The sequence below is a fragment of the Saliphagus infecundisoli genome (assembly GCF_020177375.1).
Classification (GTDB): Archaea; Halobacteriota; Halobacteria; order Halobacteriales; family Natrialbaceae; genus Saliphagus; species Saliphagus infecundisoli.
Genome location: NZ_JAIWHV010000001.1, coordinates 780,609 through 803,958, shown reverse-complemented (window position 1 = coordinate 803,958; position 23,350 = coordinate 780,609). Strand labels below are relative to the sequence as shown.

The following is a 23,350-nucleotide window of genomic DNA, read 5'->3' as shown; positions in this document are numbered from 1 at the left end:
CACGGTGGACCGACGGTGATCGAGCGAAGGGATCAGATCTCGTCGGTGATCCGCGGGGAGACGGCGTCGCGGGCGTCCTCGCGGTCGATCGTCATCCCGCGGTCGTCGCCGTCAACCAGCGGCAGGCGTTTGCGGAGGGCGAGTTCGTACTCCTTTACCTTGTAGTACGAAAGCGAGAGGCGCTCGCTCAGCCGGCGCTCGATGGAGTCGTCGATCTCGTACTCGAGCCCGTCGATGGCGTCGCCGTCGTAGCCGGTGAGCCACCGGCGGGCGAGTTCGACGCCCGTCTCGGCGTCGTACCCCCGGGCGACGTAGTGTCTGAAGGGGTGGCGGATCCAGGAACACTCCCAGTGGGCGTAGACGTCGACGCGGTCGTCGGGGTCGTCCGTCAGTGCGTGGAGGACGACGTGGAGTTGCCACAAGGAGCCGAGTGAGGGCCGCCAGACCCACGATCCCTCCGAGGTGTTGCCGTCGAATCGGACCTTCAGGGAGGCGATCGGGTTCCGGGAAAACCCCATCTCCGAGAGGACGGCCTCGATCGACGCCTCGCTACAGTGGGCGGTCAACACGTACTCCTCGGCGGTCGTGGGGCTCACGGCGTAGCCGCCGAAGGTCCCCCGGAAGAGGTAGTGGATCTGGGGGATCGTGCTCCGCCGGAGGGCTTTACGACGTCCTCGCTGTAACCCATCGGAGGCGTCTAACGACTGGTTCGCTATGAGGATTCCGACCTACCGACCCCGCAGGCGGGAGCCGAGCCGGTCGAGCGTCGAGCGGGGCGACCAGTTCTCGAGCCCGACGCCGAACTCGGCGGCCATCCGGGCGTCGGCCTCGGTGAACGCGTCGGTGGCGACCAGCGCGAGCGCGTAGGTGCCGACGACGGCCACCGGGAGGGCGGCGGCGATCGCGGTGGTCGACTCGAGGAGGGTGACGACGACGGCGCCGGCGGCCGTTGCCGGGACGCCCGCGAGGAGCACCTTCCCGAACGCGGCCGTAAACGGGTGGACCCGATCGAGGTAGTAGAGTTCGGCGAGCGTGAGCAGGCCGACGAGGACGAGCGCGGTCGCCGAGCCGATCGCGGCGCCCTCGATACCGATGCGAGGGACGAGCAGAAAGGAGACGAGCGTGTTCGCCCCGAAGAGGACCAGCGTGTTCGCGAAGACGATCCGCGAGTAGCCCATCCCCTGGAGGAGGGTGCCGTCGGGGCCGCCGAAGACGGCGTTGAAGAGGAAGGCGCCACAGAGGGTCACGACGACGAGGTTCGCCTCGGCGTACTGGGGGGTGTAGAACACCGAGAGGTAGGAGGTGGCGCCGAGCGAGAGGACGATCGCGATCGGGAGGGTGAAGCCGGCGATCCAGCGGGCGGCGATCCGGAAGCGCTCCCGGACGAGTTCGCTGTCGTCTCTGGTCTCGGCGATGAGGGGTTTGAAGACGGGTGCCAGCGAGTTGAAGATGATCATGAGCGCGGAGCCGAGCATGTAGCCGACGCGGTAGATCCCGACGTCGCCCGAGTCGAGGAAGAACCCGAGGACGAAGTAATCGACCTGGCCCATGAGCACGAAGACGACGCTCGTCATCGCCAGGGGAACCGAGTAGGTGACCAGCGGGCGGGCGGGGACGAACTCCGTCTCGGCCGTGAGCACCGACCATGCCTTGTAGAGGAAGACGGCCGTCCCGACCGAGATGGCGACCAGGAGACCGACGATATACCCCCCGAGCAGCCCGAAGAGGCCAAAGCCCGCGAGCAAGAGCCCGAGCGTGATCGAAAAGCGGACGGTCGGACGGACGAGGTCGCGCATGATCACACGGTACTGGAGCTTCTTGATGCTGTAGTAGGACGTGAGCAGGACGTTGTAGATCGCGAGCATCGGAATCGTGACGCTCAGGGCGAGCAGCGCGATCCGGAGAGAGGGCTCGCCCAGGAACACGGAGAGGAAGGTGGCGCCGTAGGCCAGCACACCGGCGACGATCGTCGAAGTCACCAGCACGGTCGCGGTCACCTGGACGATGACGCCTTTTGCCTTCCCCTGCTCGCCGTCGTCTAGGTACTGGGGAACGAAGTAGTCGATCGCCAGCGGGAGTCCGAGGTTCCCGAAGACCTGCATGAAGAGGACGATCGAGGTCGCGAGGATGAACAGCCCGTAGATCGAGGGGCTGACGTACCGCGTCATCAGCATGACGATCGCGAAGCCAAAGAGTCCGTTGGCGACGTTGCCGACGAAGGTGATCGTTCCCTGTTTGGCGAGCACCGACACGCCCTCGTCGTGGTCGCTCATGGCCGTCTCGTGGGGAGTGTTCGCACGGACATGCCAGTCTGTCCGGTCGTTCCGGAGGCGGTCGCGCGATCGGGGAGGGTGGTCGTCGATCTCATTGCTATACGCCCGTGACGATCTCGAGGTCGTAGCCGGCAACCCTGCGGGCACGCTCGCCGAAGTCGGGGAACTCGATCTCGAACTCCCATTCGTCGCCGGAGGTGACGTCGGGAACGGCCTCGATGACCCGGTCTAGCTCCTCGCCGTCGTCGTCCAGAAAGATCGCCCGGATCTCGACCAAGCTCATCTCCCGGTCGCCCTCGTTGCGGACGACCCCCCAGACGTAGACGCGTTCGTCGTCGGTACCGGCGTCCTCCCGGACGAGTTCGTCGTAGGTGATCGCAACGTCCTCGGGGTCGATCGGATCGCCGCCCTCGTCCTCCGAAAAGCGGTCGAGACAGCCCGCCGTGGCCGCGAGCAGGGAGACGAGGAACGCGCGGCGTTTCATCCTGGCGGTACGTTGGAAGGGTCTCACCTTGAGGGTTCGGACGGCGGGACGACAGTCTTTTCTATACCCAGTGGTACTACCTCGTTGTATGAGCGAGTTCGGCCAGTTCAGCGACGTCGGCGAGGCGGACGTGACCCGCGCGATCGGACAGGAGTGGACCGAGGAGTTCATGGACTTCTCGGACTCGGACGTGATCATCGTCGGCGGCGGCCCGTCGGGGCTGATGGCCGCAAAGGAGCTCTCCGAGCGGGGAGTCCAGGTGATGGTCGTCGAGAAGAACAACTATCTGGGCGGCGGGTTCTGGCTCGGCGGGTTCCTGATGAACAAGGTCACCGTCCGGGATCCGGCCCAGCAGGTTCTCGAGGACCTGGACGTCGACTTCAAGCAGTCCCGCGACAGCGAGGGTCTGTACGTCGCGAACGGTCCCGAGGCCTGTTCGGGACTGATCAAGGCCGCCTGCGACGCGGGCGCGAAGATGCAGAACATGACCGAGTTCACGGACATCGTGATCCGCGAGGATCACAGAGTCGGCGGGATCGTGATGAACTGGACGCCGGTCCACGCCCTGCCCCGGGAGATCACCTGCGTCGATCCGATCGCCGTCGAGGGGAGTCTGGTGATCGACGCCACCGGCCACGACGCGATGGCGGTCACCAAACTCCACGAACGCGGCGTCCTCGACGCCCCGGGGATCGGCGACGCGGCCGCGAGCGCCGGCGGGATGGACCAGACGGGCGACGACTCCTACGGCGCGCCCGGCCACGACTCGCCGGGCCACGACTCGATGTGGGTCGGCGAGAGCGAGGACGCCGTCGTCGAACACACCGGCCTCGTCCACGACGGCCTGATCGCGACCGGGATGGCCGTCGCGACCACCTACGGCCTCCCACGGATGGGGCCCACCTTCGGCGCCATGCTCGTCTCGGGCAAGCGTGCCGCCCAGGTCGCACTCGACGAACTCGAGGTCGAGGCCGACCCCGTCGAGATGACCTCGCGAGCACCCGCCGACGACTGAGAATCCTGCTTAGTCTCCCCGCTTCCCGAAGGCGAACAGACAGGTCGGCGTCCGTTCCCCCTGGGCGAGTTTCTCGCTGGCGAGGTCGTCGTAGAACGTGAGCCCGAGCCCGCCCAGCTCGCGGTGGGCGTAGGTCGCGAGGTAGAGTCGGCCGAGCGTGAGCCCCGCCTCCAACTGGGCGAGCCGGTAGCCCCGATTCCCGAACTCCTCGACGATCCCCTCCACGTCGGCGAGCAGGTAGACGTTGACGTGGGCGTCGCCGGCCCACGACTGGTCGAGTGCGAGCCTCGCTTTCTCCTCACGGTCGATTTCTGCGGCTCGCTCGAGGACGTCCTCGTCGGAACGGTACCGGTAGCTCCCGTCGGGAATCCCCGAGACGCCGGTCGTGAGGACGTGGAGGTCGGTGAACGCCAGGCCGTTTCCCGCCCCGGCGTTCCAGTCGGCGGGAACGCCTCGAGTCGCCCGGTCGAGGATCGTCCTGACCTGCCGTCGGCTCGGTCCCTCCCTGGAGTATTCCCGACAGGAGCCCCGCCGCCGGATCGTGGCGTGCAGGGGGCGCGCGGAGGCCGTCTCGGAATCGACGGGGTCGAGGGCGATCCGTTCTCGGTCCTCGTCGTCCTCGGTCTGACTTCCGAAGCGACGCCCGCTGATCGCGTCCCGGACCCGCCGGCGCCACTTCCCGACCGCGTCGCCGTCGGCGAGGGTACTCGCCCCCCACGCCTCGCCGATCAGTGGGTACTCCTCGCAGTCGGACGAGAGCGGTTCGGTCGCAGGGTCGATCGGCTCCACTGGGTGGGGATCGGGAACCGGATCGCCGCTCCCGACGGGCGCGAGTGCGATCGGTGCCTCCTTGCCGGGATCGACGCCCACCAACTCGGCGATCGGGTCGTCGGCGAAGGCGGCGACGACTTCCCCTCGCCGGTCGGTCGCGTGGGCCGCCGCCAGCAGGTTCGCGAGTACGGTCCCCGAATCCCAGAAGGCGTGTCGATAGGTGCGCTCGCGGTACTTCCAGGCGTTTCGCCACCACGTCGAGGTCGCGACGAACGTCACGGGCGCGTCGGCGACGCCGGTCGAGCCGTCGCCGCCACCCCCTACTGCGTTGGCAACGATCCCCCGGAAGTCGCCCTCCCGGAGGACGTCAAGCGCCATCCGCGAGGGATCGAAGTGGTAGACGCCGGCGGCGAGATCGGGGAAGTCGCCACAGACGGCGTAGAGGTCGACGTGGTAGAGCTTTCCCGTACAGGAGGCCGCCCGGAACGCCATCTCGCGGCCGTCGGACGTGGTGATCTCCCGGATGACGCCGCTGGCCTCGTAACAGAGCGTCGCGAGGGCCTCACGGCCGAACTCCTCCGGTCCGTCGGCGGCGTCGGTCACGGGATCCGCTCGAGACTCCGAGATCGCATCGAGTGCCGGCCCCTGTGGCGGGCGAATCGACGGCAGTTCGACCCGCGGGAGGTCCTCGTAGACCTTGTACGGCCGGGGCTTGGTCCGCGGATCCAGCGAGAAGTCGCCGTTGTGGATCTCACGGGGGGAGTGGTTCGTCTCCTCGTGGTACTCGAGTGCATCGACCATAGAGGTCGGTCGGCCGACAGGGAGAAAATCGCTGTGGTGGGGCGCGACCGGAAGCGTTTCGTCGGTGGTACCACGAAGAGGTTTCATGAGCGTGGAGCGAGTTTCGATCTACCGCGCGCCGACGACCGTTGCCGACGCCGACGCGATCGAGGAGTGGCTCGCAGAGCGGATCGGTGGTCGGGTGGAGGTTCGCGATCGCTTTCTGAGGACCGACGGCGACGACTCCCTCGCGGAGGCGTTCGCCGCCGCGCGGGTCCGCTCGCCGGGCGAGCGAGAGACCGGCAACACGATGCTCGGCGCCGTCCGCTACGAGGAGCGCGCCATGGCAGAGCCAGAGCGCGCGGGCGGGGTGCTCTACGACGGGATCGCCCTCCGCCTGGCGTTCAACGACGCCCTCCCCGTGGGCGAACGCGGGCTCGACCACGCTCATGTCGTCCTGCTCGATCGGGCGATCGCGACCTGGGGCGACCACGACGCCCGGTGGCACAAGCGCGTCGTGGTTCCGGGCCAGCCCTCGATCGTCTCCGTCCCGGGGCTGTACGAGGCCCCCGCCAAGCCCGAGGCGTATTATCGAGAGAAGGAACGCCACGCGTTGCTTTCGGGGGGTGCCCCGCCGCGGGAGGTCCTGGAGAACGAGGTCGAGGGCGAGTTTCTGATCGCTTCGGACCCCCGGACGACCGACGCGCTGAAGGGGTACGCCCTCGCGGCGGTCCACTTCCTCGAGACGGGCGAGGCGTTCTGCCCCGAGGAAGGCTGTCGGCTCTACGACGCCCACTATCAGGAGGACCTGATCGAGGCACAACTCCGCGAACCGGAGTTCTGCCCCGACCACGCCGACCGCTACGGCGGCGGGTGAGAGACCGGGAGAGGAGTCGAGCGCCGGAGAGACCACAGCGCACTTGACACGAGGCCCCGTCTCTCCGCCATGGACGATCCCTTCACGACCGAGGTGCGGGTCCGCTACAGCGATCTCGACACCTACGGCCACGTCAACAACGCCGTCTACGCGACCTACCTGGAGGAAGCCCGCATCGCCTACCTGAAGGACGCGATCGACCAGGACCCTGAAAGCTTCCCCGGCGTCGTCGCGGGAATCGAACTCTCCTTCGAGCGCCCCGTCGCCCGGCGGGGGCCGCTTACCGTCGCCGTCGAGACGACGGCGGTCGGCGAGACCAGCGTGACGATGGCCTACGAGGTCCGCGACGGCGACGACGTGGCGGCGACCGGCGAGACGACGCTCGTCTCGGTCAGCGGCGACGGCCGCCCGACGCCGATCCCCGAGGGGCTTCGGGAGCGCCTCGTCGGCTACGAGGGTCTCGAGGGCTGACCCCAATACCGCGCTCACCGCACCCGGCCGCCGGTGAGCCGGACCGCGCCCAGGGCGTGGGTCTCGTCGGCGACCGCCGACGACCGCTCCCGGAGCCGGTCGTGAGCCGCCGCGACCCGTTCGTCGAGGCGATCGAGTGGATCCTCGTCGTACCGGAGTCGGGTCGTCGGGGGCGTCGAGAGGATCGTTACCGCCCGGAGCGCGGCGTTGACCGCCGGGGCGTACCACCGGCGGCTGCTGGCGGCGTTGACGAGAACGACGTGTCCGCCGGGACCGACGAGGTCCGCCCAGTCGGAGACCGCGCCCGCGGGATCGGCGAGCATTCCGACGACGAACGTCACGAGTACCGCGTCGCAGTCGGCGACCGGCGCCCGGGTCGCGTCGGCGCGGACGACGTGGACGTTGTCGTAGTCGGCGGTGAGCCCGCGAGCGCGCTCGAGCACTGGTCGGGTGAAATCCACGCCGACCACGCTGCCCTCGGGACCGACCGACTCCCGCAGATGGGGGAGGTTCGCGCCGGTGCCACAGCCCATCTCGACGACGCGGTCGCCCGGAGAGAGTTCGCAGGCCGCAGCCGCCCGCTTCCGGAGGGCGACGATCCCGGGGGTCCGCCGTGCGAGCAGGTCGTAGAGGCGGGCCCACCTGCCGTAGAACCCCTGGGCGTCCTCCCCGTCGCTCGTCCGCTTCGCTCCGCCGTTCGGTCCGGACGGCCCGGTCATGGCTCAGAGCAGCGACCGGGCGGTGTCGGCGACCGCCTCGGCGTCGGGGCCGAGCACGTAGACGATCGGCTCGATCCCGTAGCCGCCGGTCTGGTAGAGCGCCGTCGCCTCCGGTTCGGCCTTGATCGCCTCCCCGACGCTTTCGGTGAGGTCGCCCTCGGCGTCGAACTCGACGGCGACGTGGCCGGCCTCCCGCAGGTCGGCGACGATCCCGGCGTCGTACCGGAGGTTGATCGCGGCCGACGCGGGGCTTCCGGCCGCGCGGGCCGCGAGCAGCACGCTCGCGACGTGGCCCGAGGCCCCGAACTCCGGCTCGGCGGGCACCGTCGCCCGGCCCTTGACGTCGACGATCCGGCCGGGGACGCCTGCGACGTCGTCTACGTCCTGGGCGTCGGGGAGCGCGGCGACGAGGTTCGACCCCACCGCCGGGATCAGCCCGGCGAAGCCGCTGGCCGACTCGACGATCCGGAGCCCTCGACGGACCGACGAGAGCACCCGCTCGCTGGTCCGAAGCTCGTTGTCGGGGTCGTGGACCCGGATGCTCGCGTCGTGGTCGGCGAGTTCGGGCATTCGCTCCTCGTGGAGCCGCGAGAGGACGTCGCCGCCGGCCTCGAGTTCGCGGATCAGGACCTCGATCTCGACTAAGGCACCGACCCGGGTCGTCTCGCCGGTCGCGAGTTCCTCCCCCAGCCGATCGACCAGCGACCGCACCCGTTCGTCCTCGGCGATCGCCTCGGTGGTCTCGACGTCGCCGTGGGCGTACTTCGAGACGGCGCTCTGGCTGATCCCGAGCACGTCCGCGACCTCGCTCTGGGTCAGTCCCTGCTCGCGGAGTTCGGCCGCCAGCAGCGACCGCACCGTCGGCAGGAACTCCTCGACGACGACTTCCTCGACGAACCTCATTTGGCGGACGTTGGAACCCCGCGACCAAAACCCTGCGGTCGTCCGGCCGCCTCATCCGGACCGTTGTAAGTCATCACCGGCGTACCCTCGACCCGCCATGCGGGTACCCCGGGAAACGGGTACAGCAAACCGTATCAGCGGTCGCCGGATCGGGCCTCCCCTCCCGCGGGCGCTACCGACTCGGCGACTCTCCCGATCCCCTCCCGGAGGGGAACCCGCGGCTCGTAGCCCAGCCGGTCGCGCGCCCTCGTGACGTCGGCACACCGGCGCTCGACTCGGTAGGGACGGGGATCCTCGACGTGCTCGACCCGGCCGCCCCCGACGACCTCCGCGACCCGGTCGGCGAGCGTCCGGACGCTCGTCTCGATGCCCGTCCCGAGATTGAACGTCCCGTTCCGGCCGGCGGGGCCGAGCGCGCGGACCGTTCCGTCGATCGCGTCGTCGACGAACGTGAAGTCCCTGCTCTGCTCGCCGCTGCCGTAGACCGGGACCGACTCGTCGGCGAGCGCGCGCCGGACGAACTTCGGGACGACGTAGCCGTCGGTCGAGCCGTCCTGGTTGGGCCCGTAGACATTGAAGTAGCGCACGATCGTGTAGGACATCCCGGCCTGCTCGCAGTAGGCCCGGACGTAGCGCTCGTTGACCGCCTTCGCGACCGCGTAGTTGGTCTTGGGCGCGATCGGGCCGTCCTCGCGGTACGGCGGCTCCGAGAGGTCGCCGTACATCTCCGAGGTCGAAGTAAAGAGGACTCGATCGACGTCCGCCTCGAGAGCCGTCTCGAGGACCGTCCGGGTGCCCTCGACGTTGACCTCAAGGGTGTCGACCGGGTTGTCGATCGTCCGCTGGACGCCCGCCATCGCGGCCATGTGGACGAGGACGTCCTGGCCGTCGACGGCCGCCGCGACGGCCTCGCGGTCGCGGACGTCGGCCGTCTCGACGTCGACCCTCAGGTCGCTGACGTTCTCGCGGGCGCCGCTGGTGAAGTCGTCGAGGACGGTGACCTCGGCGTGTGGCGCGAGCCACGCCGCGAGGTTCGAGCCGATGAACCCGCCCCCGCCCGTGACGAGGACGCGCCGGCCCGCGAGGTGGTCGATCGCCTCGCCGTGGGATCGTTTGCGTGCCCGGACCTCCCCGTCGCTTCGGGGCTCTGCCGGGAGGGGATCGGTCGATGTGGCCCCCGACGACGATCGGTCCGCCATTAGAGCCTCCGGTAGATGACGTCGGCGTCGGCCGGCGCCTCGAGACGACCGGTCGTATCGACGACGACCGGGGACTCCGGGAGATCTCCGACGAGGTCCTCGACGGCGAGGTCGTCGAACCGGTCGTGTGCGGTGAGCGCGAGCACGCCCGCGACGTCGCTGACGTCGAGTTCGGGCCTGACCTCGATGCCGAACTCCTCGGTTGCCGCGTCGGGATCGACGTGCGGGTCGTAGCCGATCGGCTCTATGTCGGCCTCGCGGAGCCCGTCGAACAGCCGGCGTTTCGCGTTCGACCGGACGTCGTCGGTGTCGGGCTTGTACGCGAGACCGACGGCGAGGAGGCGCTCCCCGCCACCTCCGCCAACGCGCTCGCGGCGTTGCTCGAACGCCTCGACGGTCAGCGAGCCGACGTGGTCGACGACCGATTCGTTGACCGCCCTGGCCTCCCGGATGAGCGACGTCTCCCCGCCCTCGCGCTCTATCGCGTGGGCCAGGAAGTACGGGTCGATCGGGATGCAGTGGCCCTCGACCAGCCCCGGCTCGTAGCGCCGGAAGTTCCACTTCGAGTCCGCGACCGCGAGGACCTCCTCGTGGTCGAGCCAGTCGATCCCCGAACACGCCATCGCGAACTGGTTGACGAACGCGATGTCCACGTCGCGCTGGGCGTTCTCGAGACACTTGGCGGCCTCGGCGGCCTCGATCGACGGCGCCAGGTGGACGTCGCCGACGACCTCCCCATAGAGGGCGGCGAGCATCGACCGGGTGGCCGTCGAGCTCGCGCTGACGGGCTTCGTCGTGGTTTCGAGCCGTCGGTCGCTGCCGGGATCGATCCGTTCGGGCGAGTAGCCGACCTCGAAATCCGCCCCCAGCCGAAAGCCCGAGGCGTCCTCGATCTCGGGGACGAACTCCCCCCGGGTCGCGCCCGGATACACCGTCGACTCGAGGACGACGGTCGTCCCCGCGGTGAGCCGTTCGCCGATCGTCCGACCCGCCGCCCGGACCCTGCTCAGATCCGGGCTCGACTCCCCGGTTAGGGGCGTCGGGACCGCCGTGACGATCACGTCACAGGCGGTCAGCGAGTCGGGATCGGTGGTGTAGACCGGCGGTTCGGTACCGCCCGCCCCTCCCGCCGACTCCGTGCCGGTCGCGCCTCCGGCCGGCTCCGCGACCAGCGTACGGGTCGCCCGGAGGGAGTCGATTCGCGCGTCGTCCACGTCGTAGCCGGTGACCGGGAAGTCGGCGTCCGCGAACGCTGCCGCGAGCGGCGCACCGACGTATCCCAGCCCCACGATTCCTATATGCATCTCACGTAACCCCACCGGGATCGGCTACCGTCTCGGGTTAATCACCCACCTATCGTTTCCACGATAAGAGTCCGATTTCTCCGCCTAACGGGATCTACGGCCACTGAAACGATCGTGTACGCACGGCCTACCCTCTCACGGCGGCCGGATTCGAACCACGGCCATGGAGTCGTTACCGACCCGGCTCCGTTCTCGACGATATTACTTTCCGATGGTAATATCCAAGAACCTCTTGTATCCACAGGCCCGTAGGAGTGAGTGCCGGAGCGGATGGACTCGGTTTCTCACCCCTCTCGGCGACGACTCGCCCACCGTTCGACCCGGTCCGTGATCTCCAGACAAAGCCCGGAGACCGGAACCTTGGGTCGGTCATCGGGGCGGGTGTAGGGGACGTACCGTTCTCCCGTGTAGGCGTCCTCGACCGCCGCCGGGAGCGCGGGGACGTCGGCGTAGAACCGCCGGCGCTCGGCGTCGATCTCGAACCCGAGGATCAGCAGGTCCTCCTCCGGGTTCGCCGCCTCGGCGGGATCGGCCCGGAACTCGACGATCGCCGTCCGGTTCCTGCGGGCGAACCGCCGGAGCGGTCCGTGGGCTCCCAGCCCCGTCGGCGCCGACTCCCGGCCGTCGCGGACGTCGAGGAGATCGACGGCGGCATTGATCCCGACGAGATACCCCCGAAGCGATCGGGCGATCCCCGCAGTGTCGATCGGCTCGGGACCCGCCGCCTCCGGATCGACGTCGCCCGCGCTCTCGACGTAGCCGGCGAAGGCCCTCGCTCTCCCGATCGAGTCCCCGATCGCGCCCGTCAGTTCCTGTTCGACTGTGTCCATCGTTCGTTCCCTCGGTCGGTGTCCGTCCGACGACCAGCAGAAGATCTCCATTAGCTATTGTTATGGGCATCGTACCCGGGGCGGGTTTCCGGCCGGACCGTCCGGACCGTCTACCGGCGAACCAATCCGGGATTACCGGGGCGCCGCCCGACGTACCCCCACCCTAACAAAACCGGCGAGCGCGATACACGGTCCAATGGTTCCGACGACGTGGGGAAGAGAGGGGGGGTCGGAGCGAGCGGCGTCGATCCGTCGGATACTCGCCTCCCCGTCGCGTCCCGACGATCTCCTTTCGACGACCCGCCGCCGGCTCCTCGAGTCCACCCTTCCGGTCGGGGCCGCCGTGCTCGCGGGCTGTCTCGACCGCGTCGGATCGACCGCGGATTCGGCGGGGGGGCGGGACCTCCCCGTGCTGGGGTGGTATCCGGGCTGGATGCGCGAGGAGTACCCCCCCGAGGACGTCGCCTTCGACCTGCTCGACCTGCTCTACTACGCGAACTTCGAGCCCGCGGCCGACGGGACGATCGAGTTCACCGACGAGCACGACGAGCCCAACCTGGCGGACATCCGGGAGCTCACGGCGCCGGGAGGGCCCGGCGAGGACGTCCGGACGGGGTTTGCGGTCGGCGGCTGGAACAGTTCGACCCACTACTCGGACGCGGCGAGCTCGCCCGAGAGCCGGGAGCGACTCGCCCGGAACGCGATTTCGCTCATGCGCGAGTACGGCTTCGAGGGGTTCGAGATCGACTGGGAGTACCCCACCGGCGGCGGCCGAGCGGAGAACGCTCGGCGCGAGGACGACGTCGAGAACGCGCTCGCGCTGGTCGAGGAGTGTCGCCGACAGCTCGACGAGGCAGGCGAGGCCGACGGCCGGGAGTACGTCCTCTCGTATTCGGGACCGTCCGATCCGAACCACGTCCGGCCGCTCGACGTCGAGGGGCTCTCGGAGCACCTCGACTGGGTCAACGTGATGTCCTACGATATGTCCGGCCCCTCGAGCCCGACGACCGCCCACAACGCGCCGGTGTACGGCTCCCCCTCCGCCGAGGAGGCGGTCTCGACCTGGGCGACCGAGGGGATGGACCGATCCCAGCTGATGGTCGGCCACGCCTTCTACGGCCGCGCGTTCGACGGGGTCGAACCGGGACCGAACGACGACGGCCTCGGCCAGGACTTCGAGTCCTACGAGGCCACCATCGACGGCGGGGAGTGCGCGCGGCGGATCGCCGACGGCGCCTGGAGCTACCACTGGGACGACCACGCCGAGGTGCCCTACCTCTACGCCGCCGACGAGCGCAACTGGGTCTCGGCGACCGATCCCGACTACGTCCGGGCGGCGACCGGCTTCGCCCGCGACGCCGACTGTCGCGGGGTGTTCTGCTGGGAACTGAGCTACGACTACGACGACGAGTTGCTCGAGGCGATGGCCGACGCCGCGAGCGGGTCCGGCGGCTGACTCCCCGGGCCCCGTTCGTCCGCGAACGGAGCCGCCGCCGGGTCCGAGAGGGACGCGATTCCGGGTAAGTCGCGATTGCCGGCTGTATCGTCCGCATACTTACTGCCGGGATCCCCGACAGAGGGGAGCGATGACCGTGCTCTGTGTGGGGGCCCATCCCGACGACGAGGTCCTCGGAGTCGGCGGGACGCTCGCGAGACACGCGGCCGACGGCGAAACGGTCTCCGTGCTTCTCCTGAGCGACGGCGAGATGGCCCGCCACGAGACCGAGACCGAGGCCGCGAGGGAGCGCCGGGAGGAACGCCGCCGCGAGGCCCGCGCCGCCGGCGAGGTCCTCGGCGTCGAGTCGGTACGGATCCTCGACTACTGGGGCAACCAGCTCGACGACGTCGCCCTGATCGACGTCGTGAGAGACGTCGAGCGGGCCATCGCGGACGTCGAGCCGACGACGATCTACACCCACTACTCCGGGGATCTGAACGTCGACCACCAGCTCGTCGCGCGGGCCGTCCGGACGGCCGCACGCCCCGTCGCCGACACCACGGTCGATCGGATCCTCTCCTTCGAGACCCCCTCCTCGACCGAGCTGGCGATCCCCACCGAGAACAACCCGTTCCAGCCCTCGACGTTCGTCGATATCACCGAAACGATGGAGGCGAAGATGGAGGCAATCGACGTCTACGAAAGCGAGATGCGAGACCGCCCGCATCCGCGAAGCCCGGACAGCCTCCGGGCGAACGCCCGCCTCTGGGGGGATCGGTCGGGGTTTCGGGCGGCCGAGCCCTTCGAGGTGGTGCTGGATCGCCGTCGATGACCCGAGTCCGACCGAAGCCATCGGTCCCGCACGCGACGGAGGGCCGTTTCGGCCGCCCGAACGCGGTCGGCCGGTAACGGTCGCTTTCGGCTGCCGGCGTCCCGGCGAGCGATCGCTGTACGCGACGGATACTGAAGGGCGTCGTCGGGGAGGCGACTGCCATGACCGGCCTCGTCGCGGCGTACCAACCCCATTACTATCCGCGGCTGCACTACCTCGCGCGGGCGCGGCAGGCGGACGTGTTCGTGATCTACGACGACGTCCAGTTCTCCCGGAGTTCGCCCCACCACCGGGCACCGATCGACTACCAGGGCCGGTCGTGGCTGACGGTTCCGGTCCGGGACACCGGCGTCGAGACGCCGATCGAGGACGCCCGGATCGACATGTCCGAGCCGTGGCCGGCGCGCCACCTCCGGACCCTCGTCGGGAAGTACGGCGAGGCGGCGACGGAGCTGCGCCCGTTCTACGAGCGGCTCTGCCCGCCGCTCGTCGATCCGGCCGCTCTCCGGAAGGGTCCGCCCGCCGACGCCGGCGTCGGCGACGAGGTAGACGCGTGGCGGACGGTGGACGCCGAGTGGCGCACGCGCCGGCGGCGGCTGGACCGGCTGCGAGCGCGCAAGAACCGGCTCGGGGACGAGATCGCCCTCCGGAAACGGGAGGACCCGGAGTCGTCGGTCGAGGGCCTGGTCGCCGCCGCCGCCGACCTCGAGTCCCGGCTCGAGCGGGTCGAGGGCGACTGCCGGGAGCTCAAGGCCCGGCGCGACCGCTCGCTGGCAGCGCTCTCCGCGGAGCTCGAGGGCTCCGTCGAGGACACCCCGATGGACCGCCGCTGGGAACTCGAGGGCGTCGACGTCGGCGAGTGGGTGGGGGAGGTCCGACTGGTCGAGCTCACGGTTCCGCTGCTCTCGGAGCTGTTCGACCGGTTCGGGGTCGGCTCCCGGATCGTCCGCTCGAGCGAGCTTCCGGTCGAACGGACCGGGGACGCCCCCGAGTATCTCGCCCGACTGACCGACCACTTCGGCGGCGACGGCTACCTCTCGGGGAGGACGGGTTACGAGAACTACATGCGGACCGGCCCGTTCGAGCGCCGGGGACTCGAGGTCCTCGTCCAGGACTGGACCCCCGGGTGGGAGGGCGGCAACGTCTGTGCGCTCGACGTGCTCTACGGAGCCGAGGACCCCTCCGCGTGGATCGAGTGAGCGTCCGTCTCCCGTCTTCGCTCCCGCCGTACGTCGTCCCTATGGCGGGTAACGGCGGGATTCCCGGCGAAACGGTGGACGCCCTCATATGAGCCTGCCCCGAACCTGGGGGACGGGGAGATGGTCGTAGGACTCTCGACGCTGATCTCGGCGTACGGCAAACTGTTCAGGTCCCGTAGGTCGTTTCCGGCGTCGGGAGAGCGGCCGACGGTGACGGCGATGATCCCGGCGCTGAACGAGGAGCGGACGATCCCCTACGCGCTGGCGTCGCTTGCCGCCCAGACGGTCCCGCCCGACCGGGTCGTCGTCGTCGACGACGGCTCGACCGACGACACGACCGAGATCGTCGCTGAACTCGCGACGGAGTTCGACCTCGAGATCGTCCACCGGCGCCACGAGGTCCCCCAGGGGAAAACGGTCGGGATGAAGGAGGTCGCCCGGGAGTCAGAAACCGACACGGTGTTCGTCCTCGACGCCGACACCTTCCTCGAGAGCCCCGACTACGTCGAGCGGCTGCTCGAACCCCATGCCGATCCCGGCGTCGCCAGCTCCTTCGGAACCGTCTACCCGACGAGCCCGCGGGCCAAACGCCAGTTTTACCACGAGCAGGTCGTCGATTCGCTCCCCGAGGGGAGCGTCGCCCACGAACACGTCCGGGCCGACCTCGCCGAACACGCCTCCCGGACCGGGGTCGAGGGCTACCTCGCGAACAACGAGGCGATCATCGGCTTCCGGAACGTCGACTACCACGTCCAACAGCGGGTCTTCGCCGATGGGATCATGCGGGCCTTTGGTTCGACGCTGTTTCCCGTCGGGGCGGCCGTGCTGTACGACCGCGAGCGGCTGGTCTCGGTGTTCGACGACTACGAGGAGTCGCTGGGCGACGACCTGACCAACAGCGAGGACATCTTCCTCGGCTTCGCGTTCTCCGAGCGGGGCTGGGCAAACGTTCACCTCCACGACACCTACCTCCGGTCGGACGTCCCGGGGCTCCGGAAGACGTTCAAACAGAACTACCTCTGGGGGTCGGGCTATCTCCAGAGCGCCTTTTACTTCACGAACCTCACGTTCCGGTTCCGGACGCACTCGGTCCCCGCCGACGAGGAAAGCGGGGTGACGACCGACGGCGGCACCGACCGGGGCACCTCCGTGTCCGCGTCAGTGGTCGCCTCCCCCGAGGGAGCAGAGCCCGCCGACGAACGGGCCGACCCCGAGACGGATCCGCCAGAGGGAGCCGGTTCCGAGCCCGAATCGGACCGGAATCCCCCGGCACTGAAGCGGCCGATGGGGCGGCTCATCATCGCCCAGGTTCTCGACGGACTGTACCCGACCACGGTGTTCGTCATGCTCGCGCTCTCGGGACTGGGGTTCGTCGCTATCGACGCCGTCATGATATTGATCGTTCTCGAGTACCTCCTGTCGGTCGGGCTCGCAGTGATCACGCGGACGCGCCGAGTCACCCTCCTCAGGGGGCTGGTCCCCTTCGTCCTGATCCGGACGGTGGTCCTGCCCGTGTTGACCTACACCTACCTCCGGGTCGGGACGGACATCCTGCTCGGAAACCGCGACTGGCGGAAGTGATCGCCCGATTGAACCGGAGGATCGCGACGACCGGGCGGCGGTCGAGGCACTTCTCGACCGGGTCGGCGAGGACGGCCTCGTCCTCCCCGACTACGGAGGGTACTGTTTCGCCGGCGTTCCGGGTGCCTGCCTCGACCTACTGGACGGCCGTCCGGACGGCGTCCCGTCGCTCCCCGCGGACGTGTTCGAGGGGATCGATCCGGACCCGATCGCGAACGTCGTCCTCGTCGTGATCGACGGCCTCGGCTACGACCGGTTCCGAGATGCCCGGGATCGCCTCGACGCGCCGTTGCTCCCGGCGGTCGGAGACCGCGGGACGATGACGGCGCTGACGTCGATCGTCCCCTCGGAGACGGCCAGCGCGATCCCGACGGTCCACACGGGTCAGTATCCGACCGAACACGGGCGACTGGGCTGGTGGCAGTATCTCGAGGGGGGGTCGGCCCGGTCCAGGCGCTCCCGTATCTGACGGCCGACGGGACGCCCGTCCGGGAGGCCGTTCCGGACGCGCCCGACCCGTCGGCGCTCTCGGGGGCGACCCCGATCTACCCGCGCGTTCCCGACCGGATCTCGACCGGCCTGTTCGAACCCCACGAGATCAGCGACGGCCGACGGCACTTCTCGCGGGGCGCGGACCGCTATACGGGGTACTCGACGGTTCCGGAACTCGCCGGGAGACTCCGCCGACCCCTCGAGCGATCCCCCGAATCCCGGTACCTCTACGCGCACGTCCCCACGGTAGACCGGGTCTCCCACCGCTCGGGGCCGTGGGCGCCCGAAACCGACGCCGCGCTCAAGGAGCTGTCCGACGCGCTGTGGCGGGAACTCGTCGCTCGGCTCGACGGCCGCGTCGCCAAGCGGACGCTGCTCGTCCTCACCGCGGACCACGGACAGATCGACTCCAGCGGGAACAACGTCGATCTCCGGGAGTACGTTCCCCTCTGGGAATCGCTCGCGACCGATTCCGAGGGAAACCGGATCCCGCCGGTCGGCGGGAGCAGGCAGCTACAGCTCCACCTCCGGGCGCGAGCCGCCGAGGGCCTCCAGCGACGGCTGCGCCGGGGGTTCGACTGTCGCGTCTTCGCGCGACCGGAATACGAGTCCCGGGAGCTGTTCGGGCCGACCGATCCGAGCGCGGTCTACGACCGCAATGCCCCCGACCTCCTCTGGTTTCCGTCGGGAGGGGGCGCGTGGTACGACGACGACTCGCTCCGGACGGTCGGGCTCCACGGGGGGCTCTCCCGGGCCGAGATGCTCGTTCCGTTCGCGGCGTTCCCCCTCGGTGCCGCCCGGGACCGGAACGCTCGATGAGGGCCCGGAGGACCGCAGTCAGCGGTCGCCGTCGAACTCGGTGTCGCCGCCGATCCGCGACGCCTGGGGACCGTCCTGGTCCTGGTACTTCGAGCCGCGTTCGGCGCCGTAGGGCCGGTCGGCGGGCGAGGAGAGTTCGGTGAAGATCAGCTGGGAGATCCGCATTCCGGGAGAGAGCGCGACGGGTGCCGTCCCGAGGTTCGACAGTTCGAGCGTGATCTGACCCCTGTAGCCAGGATCGACGACGCCGGCGGTGGCGTGGACGACGACCGCGAGCCGGCCGAGCGAGGAGCGCCCCTGGACGTGGGCGATCAGGTCCCGGGGGATCTCGACGCGTTCCGTGGTCGTTCCGAGCACGAAATCGCCGGGATGGAGGATGAAGTCGTCGCCGTTTGCGACGACCGTCTCGCTGACGTACTCCTCGACCTCGCCCGCGCTGTCGGGGTGGATACACGGGATGTTCGTCCGGCGGAACTCGAGGAACCGTTCACCGAGGCGAAGATCGACGCTCGCGGGTTGGATCTGGAGGGCGGGGTCGTCGATTGGTTCGACGACGAGGTCGCCCTCCTCTAAGCGCCGCAGGATGTCCGCGTCCGAGAGGATCATGTCCCAACGACTCGGACGGGCGGGCGTAAGTCTTCTCTTCAAGCGAGCCCGAACAGGATCGAGACAACTGCCACCGCGCCCGCGGCGCCCGCTGCCGCCCCAACGGACAACTCCCGGCCGTGTTTCAGGCCGTGGGTCCAGACGTACCACTGCCAGATCCCGAACGCGATCGTCAGGACGGCTCCGCCGGCCATCGGCTCGATCCCCTCGACCTGCCCGACGAGCGCCTCCGGATCCGACGACAGCGCCGTCGTCCGGACCTGGTACCACCAGAGCGCGACCGCGAGCACCACCTCGAGAACCGCCGGTGCCATCCCCCAGCCGGCGACCGCGAGCGTACGCCGGAACGAGCCCTCCCCGCCGGCCAGCCGGGAGACGACCTGGAGGGCGACTGCGGTGAGGGGCCAGGCGAGGAGAACAGAGAAGAAAAGCGCCCCCACGTTGCCCGGATCGGCCCAGGCGTCCCACAGCACCTCGCCGGTCTCGACCTCGATCCTCTCGGGTTCGTCACAGGCGTTCTGTGTCGGACCGTCCTCGCCCTGCTGTTCGCAGACCCAGTCGGGCACGTGTGCGGGGTTGTCAACCGTCGTCGTCGTTCCGGTGACCTCGTCGGCGAGCACCCACCCCATCGCCATGAACCCGACCCCGCTGACCAGCGCGAGGACGACGACCACGGCGGCCGAACTGGCGAGCAGCCAGTCCCACCGTTGCCGATCGAAAAAGCGATCCGGGCGGACCAGAGGATCGATCGGGGACACGGATCGATGTTACGGCAGCGTTACAAGAGGTTTTCCCGGGCCGAGTGGCCACCGCTATAACCCTCGGGCCACCGAGTACGGCCATGAAACAGGCCATCGTCGCCCGGACCGACATCGGGATGGGGACGGGAAAGCTCGCCGCCCAGGTCGCACATGCCTCGCTGTCGGCCGTCGAGAAGACCGAGAAATCCGCGAGATCGGAGTGGAAGGGAAGCGGCCAAAAGAAGGTCGTTCTCAAGGGCGACGGCGAGCGGACCCTGTTCGAACTCGCCGAGCTCGCAGACCGGGAGGGGATTCCAAACGCCATCGTCCGCGACGCCGGCCACACCCAGCTCGAGCCCGGCACCGTCACGACCCTCGCGGTGGGACCCGCGGCCGACGACCGCGTCGATCGGGTCACCGGCGACCTCCCGCTTTACTGACCGGGCGACTCCCGGAGGTGTGCGTCGATGAAGGGCCAGGCCGCCTCGGGGTAGTAGCGGTGACCGCCGTCGCGGACCCGGAGCTGGCAGTTCTCGGGCGCGCCGGCGGCGTCGTAGATCCTCTCTAGCCGTTCGAACGCCCGGCGGGTCGCCTCCACCGGAAAGATGTCGTCCTCGCGGCCGTGGACCGCCCGGAACGGCCGGGGCGCGATCAGTCCGGCGACGTCCCCCATCTCGCCGAGTTCGAGGATTCCGGGAACGTAGTTGCACGCACAGTGGGGAATCGAGCCGATCGAGTCCGCGAACGTACAGAAGTAGGAGATGGGGACTGCGACGTCGATCCGGTCGTCGACGGCGGCCGAAAAGAGCGTCACCGTCCCGCCCCCAGAGTTGCCGGTAACGGCGATGCGCTCCGTGTCGAGTTCGGGGCGGCTCTCGGCGAAGTCGAGCAGCCGCCGGAGGTCCCAGACCCGGTCGCCGACGAGCGAGCGGCCGACCAACTGGCCGCGGAGCTGCATCGGCTGACAGCTCCGCCCCCCCGCGTGGCGGTCTTCGGGAGCCGCGAGCTCGCCGAACCCGCGCATGTCGGGGACGAGCGCGGCGTACCCCCGACGGACGGCCTGGAGCCCGACGTCGCGGCGTTCCTCCTTGACGTGGGCTCGCTGTTCGTCGGTCTCCGTGCGGCCGACGTACAGCTCCTTGCCGAGCGGGGTGTGGCCGTGGACGGTACAGGCGACCGGGTACGGCGGCGAGCCCTCGGCCGGCACCAGGAGGTAAAACGGGAGCCGAAATCCGGGTTCGGTCCGGATCTCCCACTTCTGGCGCTCGTGGTCTTCCCGTTCGATCGTCCCGAGGCGGCGGGTGTCGACGCCGACCTCCTCGCGGCTGGCGAGCCCCAGCGTCTCGATCAGGTCGGCCCGGAAGGCCCGCTGCCAGTCGGCGACCGCCTCGCCGTCGTAGGCGTGACGGCGCTCGGACTCGCGAACGAGTCGGTCGGACCACCGGTCGAGCCGGAACCCGCTTCCGTCCATACCTCCGTCCTCGCGGGAACCGCCATCAACGCTTCGCCCGGGAGCCGACGCCCCGGTCGGCCCCCTGCTCGGGATCGGGCGCCTCGCTTCCCGTCCCCCACAGCGCCGCCCGGAGGTCGGTCCCCCGGAGGTGAGCGCCCAGCGAGTCGCCCTCGAAGTTCGGGCGGACGGCGAGGATCATCGTCGTCACGCCCAGGGAGAGCCCGACCATGCCGGCGACGAAGCCGCCGGCCACCGTCGCCTCGCCGACCCGCCAGGCGTCGGCCCGGACGAGCGTGGCCAGCCAGCCCGAACAGAAGAGGACGGCCCCGACCCCGGTGAACCAGGGGCGCCACCACGAGCCGTCCGGGCGGGTCGAGCGATGGAGGACGTAGATCAGGAGGGCGCCGGCGGCGAACTCGAGGGCGAAGACGGCGACCGGGAAGGCGAGTCCCGAGAGCGCCGGCACCGCGTCGGCGGCCGTCTCCCCGAACGCCGCCGCTGTGGCGTCGATTCCCAGCAGGGCCACCCGGAGCCAGGCCGCCAGCAGCGCATCGAGGAGGCGGACGGCCAGCCCGAGAACCGCGCTTTCGGCCCGGATCAGGAGGTCTGCGCCCCGGTCGAAAAGCGGGTTCGCCGCGAACTCCGCGAGGAAGAGGACCACGAAGAGCGGAACCCCGAGGAGGAGCGCCCCCCTCACCGCCCAGCGTCGGAGCGCGTCCCGACGGGATCCAAAGAGGCGGTAGGTCACCCAGAGCGCGACCAGAAACGGTATCACGGCTACGGGCCGCTGGGCGAGGATCCGGAACGTCGACTCGAGGAGCACGGTCAGTTCGTGGGGACGGTACTGGCCCCGTGAAGATAGGCGTTTCTCCCGGCCACGAGGTTCTCCCGTAAATAGCTACGGGGTCGGTACGCTCGCTGGAATCGCCCGGATCATTTACCCTCGATGATGGTCAAGATGGGCGTGATGTCCACCCACGACACGCCGGCACTCGGCATCTGCCCGGAGTGTGCGGCTGCGATCGCGCCCGCACGCGTGCTCATCGAGTACGAGCGTGGCGGGGGGGAGGTGACGGCGTTCGCCGAGTGTCCCGGCTGCCGGGAGGTGATCCGTCCGGTATGAGTTCGCCGATCCCGCGGCTGTTCCGGGCGGCGCTCGGGGGGCCGGCGTCCGGGGAGTTCCACGAGTGTCGGCGATGCGGAACGACCGTCGAGGGTGGGGCCGAGCGCTGTCCGCGCTGCGAGTCGGCGGAGATCGCGACCTACTTCCTGCAGTGACGCGGTTAGGGGCGGCCTCAGGCGACCCCTCGGAGTGCCCGGCCGGCGAGGACGACGACTGCCCCGGCGGCGAGCAGGAGACAGAGCCCGGGGAGAAACGAGCCCGTGAGGTCGCGGGCGGAGCCGACGAGGACGGGCCCGAGAAAGCCCCCGATCTCGCCGACGGCGAAGATGAAGCCGACCGCGGTCCCGGTCAGCCGCGCGCCGATCCCTTCCAGGTCCGGCGGGATCGCCCGGACGAGCGGCGAGACCCCGCCGGTACTGGCACCGGTCACGACGATGCCGGCGACCGCCACCGCGCCCGCATCGCCGGCGATCACGCCCGCCATTCCGACGACGACCCCGAGCCCGCAGCCGACCAGGGCGAGCCCACGGGCGCCAAAGCGGTCCGCGAGTTCTGGGATCGCCAGGACTCCGGCGACGTAGGCCGCGACGAACAGGCTCGTCGCCCGGCCGGCGACGGCCGGTGAGATCCCCCGGGACTCGAGGATCGTCGGAAGCCATCCCTGTATCCCGTGGTTGAGCAGGAGGTACATCGTCCCGACGGCGACGACGAGCCGGAGCTCCCGGTGGGAGAGCACCAGGCGGAGGTCGGCGACGACGGACTCGAGGGCGAAGCTGCCGCCGTCGGTCCCGTCGTCGATCCCGGCCGAAAGCGCGAGGGCGAGCCAGCAGACGCCGTAGCAGACCGCGACGATCCCGCTCCAGAGAAAGAGCGGACGCCACCCCCCGAGAGCCGGTCCCAGAACCGGCCGGCCGACGGCGAAGACGAACGCCGATCCAGCGGAGGCCCCGACCAGATAGATCGCCGACGGACGGCCGGTCTCCTCGGGGGCGAACAGGATCGAGACGAGCTTCGGGAGACCGAAGGTGATCGTCGTCGCGCCGACCCCGATCAGCAAGGAGAACGCGAGCAGCGAGGCGAAACCGGGCGAGAGACTCCGGCCGATCTGGCCGAACCCGTAACAGATCGCGCCGACCGCGATGATCCGTCCCGGGCCCACGCGATCAACGGCAAGTCCCGAAAACAGCGCCAGCGGGACGTACGTGAGCGGGACGGCCCCGGCGAGGATCCCCGCCTCGGTGCTCGAGAGCCCGACGTCCTCGATGATCGTCGGGAGGTACGCCGGCAGCGAGAACCAGATGACGGAGAGACAGGCGTAACCGAGCGTCGCGGCGACAACCAGCCCGTACGCCCGGCGAGTCTCGTCCACGGCAGACCCGAACGGGGAGGGAACGAAAAGCGTATGGAATGGGCGACGAGCCGAGAGCATCGCGGCCGGACG

25 protein-coding genes and 1 pseudogene are annotated in these 23,350 nt (G+C 69.6%); 12 read left to right on the top strand and 14 right to left on the bottom strand.

Translation table 11 applies throughout. The features are described from left to right. Positions 1 to 32: 32 nt before the first annotated feature. From LCF40_RS04535 to LCF40_RS04525, 3 genes and pseudogenes are all read right to left on the bottom strand, one after another. Positions 33 to 688, bottom strand: a pseudogene (locus LCF40_RS04535) (hypothetical protein). A 40-nt stretch (positions 689 to 728) separates the two neighbouring features. Then, entirely contained in the window at positions 729 to 2,273 is a 1,545-nt protein-coding gene (locus tag LCF40_RS04530; protein WP_114575486.1) for a flippase, read from the bottom strand. 97 nt (positions 2,274 to 2,370) lie between these two features. Beyond that, positions 2,371 to 2,757: an FxLYD domain-containing protein gene (locus LCF40_RS04525; protein WP_224827530.1), complete on the bottom strand. Its 387-nt coding sequence runs from the start codon at positions 2,755 to 2,757 to the stop codon at positions 2,371 to 2,373. An 88-nt stretch (positions 2,758 to 2,845) separates the two neighbouring features. Between LCF40_RS04525 and LCF40_RS04520 the strand changes: the two genes are divergently transcribed. After that, on the top strand, positions 2,846 to 3,772 hold the full coding sequence (locus LCF40_RS04520; RefSeq protein ID WP_224827529.1) for a sulfide-dependent adenosine diphosphate thiazole synthase: 927 nt from the start codon (positions 2,846 to 2,848) through the stop codon (positions 3,770 to 3,772). Positions 3,773 to 3,781: 9 nt separating this feature from the next. On the opposite strand, the gene LCF40_RS04515 is transcribed toward LCF40_RS04520, so the two are convergent. After that, the gene (locus LCF40_RS04515; RefSeq protein WP_224827528.1) at positions 3,782 to 5,344 is read right to left on the bottom strand and encodes a SagB family peptide dehydrogenase; all 1,563 of its coding nucleotides are present in this window, start codon (positions 5,342 to 5,344) and stop codon (positions 3,782 to 3,784) included. Between the two features lie 85 nt (positions 5,345 to 5,429). On the opposite strand from LCF40_RS04515, the gene LCF40_RS04510 reads away from it, so the two are divergent. After that, positions 5,430 to 6,200 carry a DUF7001 family protein gene (locus LCF40_RS04510; protein ID WP_224827527.1) on the top strand — a complete coding sequence of 257 codons (771 nt, stop codon included), beginning with the start codon at positions 5,430 to 5,432 and terminating at the stop codon, positions 6,198 to 6,200. A gap of 69 nt (positions 6,201 to 6,269) precedes the next feature. After that, positions 6,270 to 6,671, top strand: coding sequence for an acyl-CoA thioesterase (locus tag LCF40_RS04505; RefSeq protein ID WP_224827526.1), 402 nt, complete (start codon positions 6,270 to 6,272; stop codon positions 6,669 to 6,671). A 14-nt stretch (positions 6,672 to 6,685) separates the two neighbouring features. Here the strand turns inward: LCF40_RS04505 and LCF40_RS04500 are convergent, their stop codons facing one another. From LCF40_RS04500 to LCF40_RS04480, 5 genes are all read right to left on the bottom strand, one after another. Continuing rightward, entirely contained in the window at positions 6,686 to 7,390 is a 705-nt protein-coding gene (locus LCF40_RS04500) for a class I SAM-dependent methyltransferase (RefSeq protein ID WP_224827525.1), read from the bottom strand. Between the two features lie 3 nt (positions 7,391 to 7,393). Next, positions 7,394 to 8,293, bottom strand: a complete 900-nt coding sequence (locus LCF40_RS04495; RefSeq protein WP_224827524.1) for a thiamine-phosphate synthase family protein — start codon at positions 8,291 to 8,293, stop codon at positions 7,394 to 7,396. 134 nt (positions 8,294 to 8,427) lie between these two features. Next, positions 8,428 to 9,492: an NAD-dependent epimerase/dehydratase family protein gene (locus tag LCF40_RS04490; RefSeq protein WP_224827523.1), complete on the bottom strand. Its 1,065-nt coding sequence runs from the start codon at positions 9,490 to 9,492 to the stop codon at positions 8,428 to 8,430. Then, complete coding sequence (locus tag LCF40_RS04485; protein WP_224827522.1) at positions 9,492 to 10,796, bottom strand: nucleotide sugar dehydrogenase; 1,305 nt, start codon at positions 10,794 to 10,796, stop codon at positions 9,492 to 9,494. Before LCF40_RS04485 ends, LCF40_RS04490 begins: the two co-directional genes overlap by 1 nt. Positions 10,797 to 11,080: 284 nt before the next feature. Further along, positions 11,081 to 11,626: a hypothetical protein gene (locus LCF40_RS04480; RefSeq protein ID WP_224827521.1), complete on the bottom strand. Its 546-nt coding sequence runs from the start codon at positions 11,624 to 11,626 to the stop codon at positions 11,081 to 11,083. A 196-nt stretch (positions 11,627 to 11,822) separates the two neighbouring features. Here LCF40_RS04480 and LCF40_RS04475 point away from each other — a divergent pair, with 196 nt between their 5' ends. The 6 genes from LCF40_RS04475 (at position 11,823) to LCF40_RS04450 (ending at position 17,987) form a co-directional block, all read left to right on the top strand. Continuing rightward, the gene (locus LCF40_RS04475; RefSeq protein ID WP_224827520.1) at positions 11,823 to 13,082 is read left to right on the top strand and encodes a glycoside hydrolase family 18 protein; all 1,260 of its coding nucleotides are present in this window, start codon (positions 11,823 to 11,825) and stop codon (positions 13,080 to 13,082) included. A 130-nt stretch (positions 13,083 to 13,212) separates the two neighbouring features. Further along, entirely contained in the window at positions 13,213 to 13,896 is a 684-nt protein-coding gene (locus LCF40_RS04470; RefSeq protein ID WP_224827519.1) for a PIG-L deacetylase family protein, read from the top strand. A 161-nt stretch (positions 13,897 to 14,057) separates the two neighbouring features. Further along, positions 14,058 to 15,095 carry a WbqC family protein gene (locus LCF40_RS04465; RefSeq protein ID WP_224827518.1) on the top strand — a complete coding sequence of 346 codons (1,038 nt, stop codon included), beginning with the start codon at positions 14,058 to 14,060 and terminating at the stop codon, positions 15,093 to 15,095. 120 nt (positions 15,096 to 15,215) lie between these two features. Then, complete coding sequence (locus LCF40_RS04460) at positions 15,216 to 16,676, top strand: glycosyltransferase family 2 protein (RefSeq protein WP_224827517.1); 1,461 nt, start codon at positions 15,216 to 15,218, stop codon at positions 16,674 to 16,676. A 181-nt stretch (positions 16,677 to 16,857) separates the two neighbouring features. Then, positions 16,858 to 17,145, top strand: coding sequence for an alkaline phosphatase family protein (locus tag LCF40_RS04455; RefSeq protein ID WP_224827516.1), 288 nt, complete (start codon positions 16,858 to 16,860; stop codon positions 17,143 to 17,145). Next, positions 17,094 to 17,987, top strand: a complete 894-nt coding sequence (locus LCF40_RS04450; protein WP_224827515.1) for an alkaline phosphatase family protein — start codon at positions 17,094 to 17,096, stop codon at positions 17,985 to 17,987. The genes LCF40_RS04455 and LCF40_RS04450 overlap by 52 nt, the downstream gene beginning before the upstream one ends. A gap of 18 nt (positions 17,988 to 18,005) precedes the next feature. On the opposite strand, the gene dcd is transcribed toward LCF40_RS04450, so the two are convergent. Together dcd and LCF40_RS04440 are read right to left on the bottom strand one after the other, a co-directional pair. Further along, on the bottom strand, positions 18,006 to 18,593 hold the full coding sequence (gene dcd, locus LCF40_RS04445; protein WP_224827514.1) for a dCTP deaminase: 588 nt from the start codon (positions 18,591 to 18,593) through the stop codon (positions 18,006 to 18,008). A gap of 38 nt (positions 18,594 to 18,631) precedes the next feature. Beyond that, positions 18,632 to 19,351 (bottom strand): Yip1 family protein, encoded by a 720-nt coding sequence (locus LCF40_RS04440; protein ID WP_224827513.1) that lies wholly within the window; start codon positions 19,349 to 19,351, stop codon positions 18,632 to 18,634. 83 nt (positions 19,352 to 19,434) lie between these two features. Between LCF40_RS04440 and pth2 the strand changes: the two genes are divergently transcribed. Next, positions 19,435 to 19,773 (top strand): peptidyl-tRNA hydrolase Pth2, encoded by a 339-nt coding sequence (gene pth2, locus LCF40_RS04435; protein WP_114575502.1) that lies wholly within the window; start codon positions 19,435 to 19,437, stop codon positions 19,771 to 19,773. Here the strand turns inward: pth2 and LCF40_RS04430 are convergent. Further along, positions 19,767 to 20,804, bottom strand: coding sequence for an alpha/beta hydrolase family protein (locus LCF40_RS04430; protein ID WP_224827512.1), 1,038 nt, complete (start codon positions 20,802 to 20,804; stop codon positions 19,767 to 19,769). The genes pth2 and LCF40_RS04430 overlap by 7 nt on opposite strands. Before the next feature lie 25 nt (positions 20,805 to 20,829). Then, complete coding sequence (locus LCF40_RS04425) at positions 20,830 to 21,609, bottom strand: hypothetical protein (RefSeq protein WP_224827511.1); 780 nt, start codon at positions 21,607 to 21,609, stop codon at positions 20,830 to 20,832. A gap of 123 nt (positions 21,610 to 21,732) precedes the next feature. Between LCF40_RS04425 and LCF40_RS04420 the strand changes: the two genes are divergently transcribed. Next, positions 21,733 to 21,909, top strand: a complete 177-nt coding sequence (locus LCF40_RS04420; RefSeq protein ID WP_224827510.1) for a DUF7837 family putative zinc-binding protein — start codon at positions 21,733 to 21,735, stop codon at positions 21,907 to 21,909. After that, positions 21,906 to 22,064 (top strand): hypothetical protein, encoded by a 159-nt coding sequence (locus LCF40_RS04415; protein WP_198667820.1) that lies wholly within the window; start codon positions 21,906 to 21,908, stop codon positions 22,062 to 22,064. Before LCF40_RS04420 ends, LCF40_RS04415 begins: the two co-directional genes overlap by 4 nt. Before the next feature lie 17 nt (positions 22,065 to 22,081). Here LCF40_RS04415 and LCF40_RS04410 read toward each other — a convergent pair whose 3' ends face one another. Beyond that, the gene (locus tag LCF40_RS04410; RefSeq protein ID WP_224827509.1) at positions 22,082 to 23,278 is read right to left on the bottom strand and encodes an MFS transporter; all 1,197 of its coding nucleotides are present in this window, start codon (positions 23,276 to 23,278) and stop codon (positions 22,082 to 22,084) included. Positions 23,279 to 23,350 lie beyond the last annotated feature (72 nt).

Excerpts from the sequence above, each read along its gene's own strand:
- LCF40_RS04420 (WP_224827510.1), top strand. The coding sequence starts at position 21,733 with ATGATGGTCAAGATGGGCGTGATGTCCACCCACGACACGCCGGCACTC.
- LCF40_RS04485 (WP_224827522.1), bottom strand. The coding sequence starts at position 10,796 with ATGCATATAGGAATCGTGGGGCTGGGATACGTCGGTGCGCCGCTCGCG.
- pth2 (WP_114575502.1), top strand. The coding sequence starts at position 19,435 with ATGAAACAGGCCATCGTCGCCCGGACCGACATCGGGATGGGGACGGGA.
- LCF40_RS04480 (WP_224827521.1), bottom strand. The coding sequence starts at position 11,626 with ATGGACACAGTCGAACAGGAACTGACGGGCGCGATCGGGGACTCGATC.
- LCF40_RS04490 (WP_224827523.1), bottom strand. The coding sequence starts at position 9,492 with ATGGCGGACCGATCGTCGTCGGGGGCCACATCGACCGATCCCCTCCCG.
- LCF40_RS04430 (WP_224827512.1), bottom strand. The coding sequence starts at position 20,804 with ATGGACGGAAGCGGGTTCCGGCTCGACCGGTGGTCCGACCGACTCGTT.
- LCF40_RS04470 (WP_224827519.1), top strand. The coding sequence starts at position 13,213 with ATGACCGTGCTCTGTGTGGGGGCCCATCCCGACGACGAGGTCCTCGGA.
- LCF40_RS04530 (WP_114575486.1), bottom strand. The coding sequence starts at position 2,273 with ATGAGCGACCACGACGAGGGCGTGTCGGTGCTCGCCAAACAGGGAACG.
- LCF40_RS04415 (WP_198667820.1), top strand. The coding sequence starts at position 21,906 with ATGAGTTCGCCGATCCCGCGGCTGTTCCGGGCGGCGCTCGGGGGGCCG.
- LCF40_RS04520 (WP_224827529.1), top strand. The coding sequence starts at position 2,846 with ATGAGCGAGTTCGGCCAGTTCAGCGACGTCGGCGAGGCGGACGTGACC.
- LCF40_RS04505 (WP_224827526.1), top strand. The coding sequence starts at position 6,270 with ATGGACGATCCCTTCACGACCGAGGTGCGGGTCCGCTACAGCGATCTC.
- LCF40_RS04475 (WP_224827520.1), top strand. The coding sequence starts at position 11,823 with ATGGTTCCGACGACGTGGGGAAGAGAGGGGGGGTCGGAGCGAGCGGCG.
- LCF40_RS04495 (WP_224827524.1), bottom strand. The coding sequence starts at position 8,293 with ATGAGGTTCGTCGAGGAAGTCGTCGTCGAGGAGTTCCTGCCGACGGTG.
- LCF40_RS04500 (WP_224827525.1), bottom strand. The coding sequence starts at position 7,390 with ATGACCGGGCCGTCCGGACCGAACGGCGGAGCGAAGCGGACGAGCGAC.
- LCF40_RS04465 (WP_224827518.1), top strand. The coding sequence starts at position 14,058 with ATGACCGGCCTCGTCGCGGCGTACCAACCCCATTACTATCCGCGGCTG.
- LCF40_RS04510 (WP_224827527.1), top strand. The coding sequence starts at position 5,430 with ATGAGCGTGGAGCGAGTTTCGATCTACCGCGCGCCGACGACCGTTGCC.
- LCF40_RS04460 (WP_224827517.1), top strand. The coding sequence starts at position 15,216 with ATGGTCGTAGGACTCTCGACGCTGATCTCGGCGTACGGCAAACTGTTC.
- LCF40_RS04515 (WP_224827528.1), bottom strand. The coding sequence starts at position 5,344 with ATGGTCGATGCACTCGAGTACCACGAGGAGACGAACCACTCCCCCCGT.
- dcd (WP_224827514.1), bottom strand. The coding sequence starts at position 18,593 with ATGATCCTCTCGGACGCGGACATCCTGCGGCGCTTAGAGGAGGGCGAC.
- LCF40_RS04525 (WP_224827530.1), bottom strand. The coding sequence starts at position 2,757 with ATGAAACGCCGCGCGTTCCTCGTCTCCCTGCTCGCGGCCACGGCGGGC.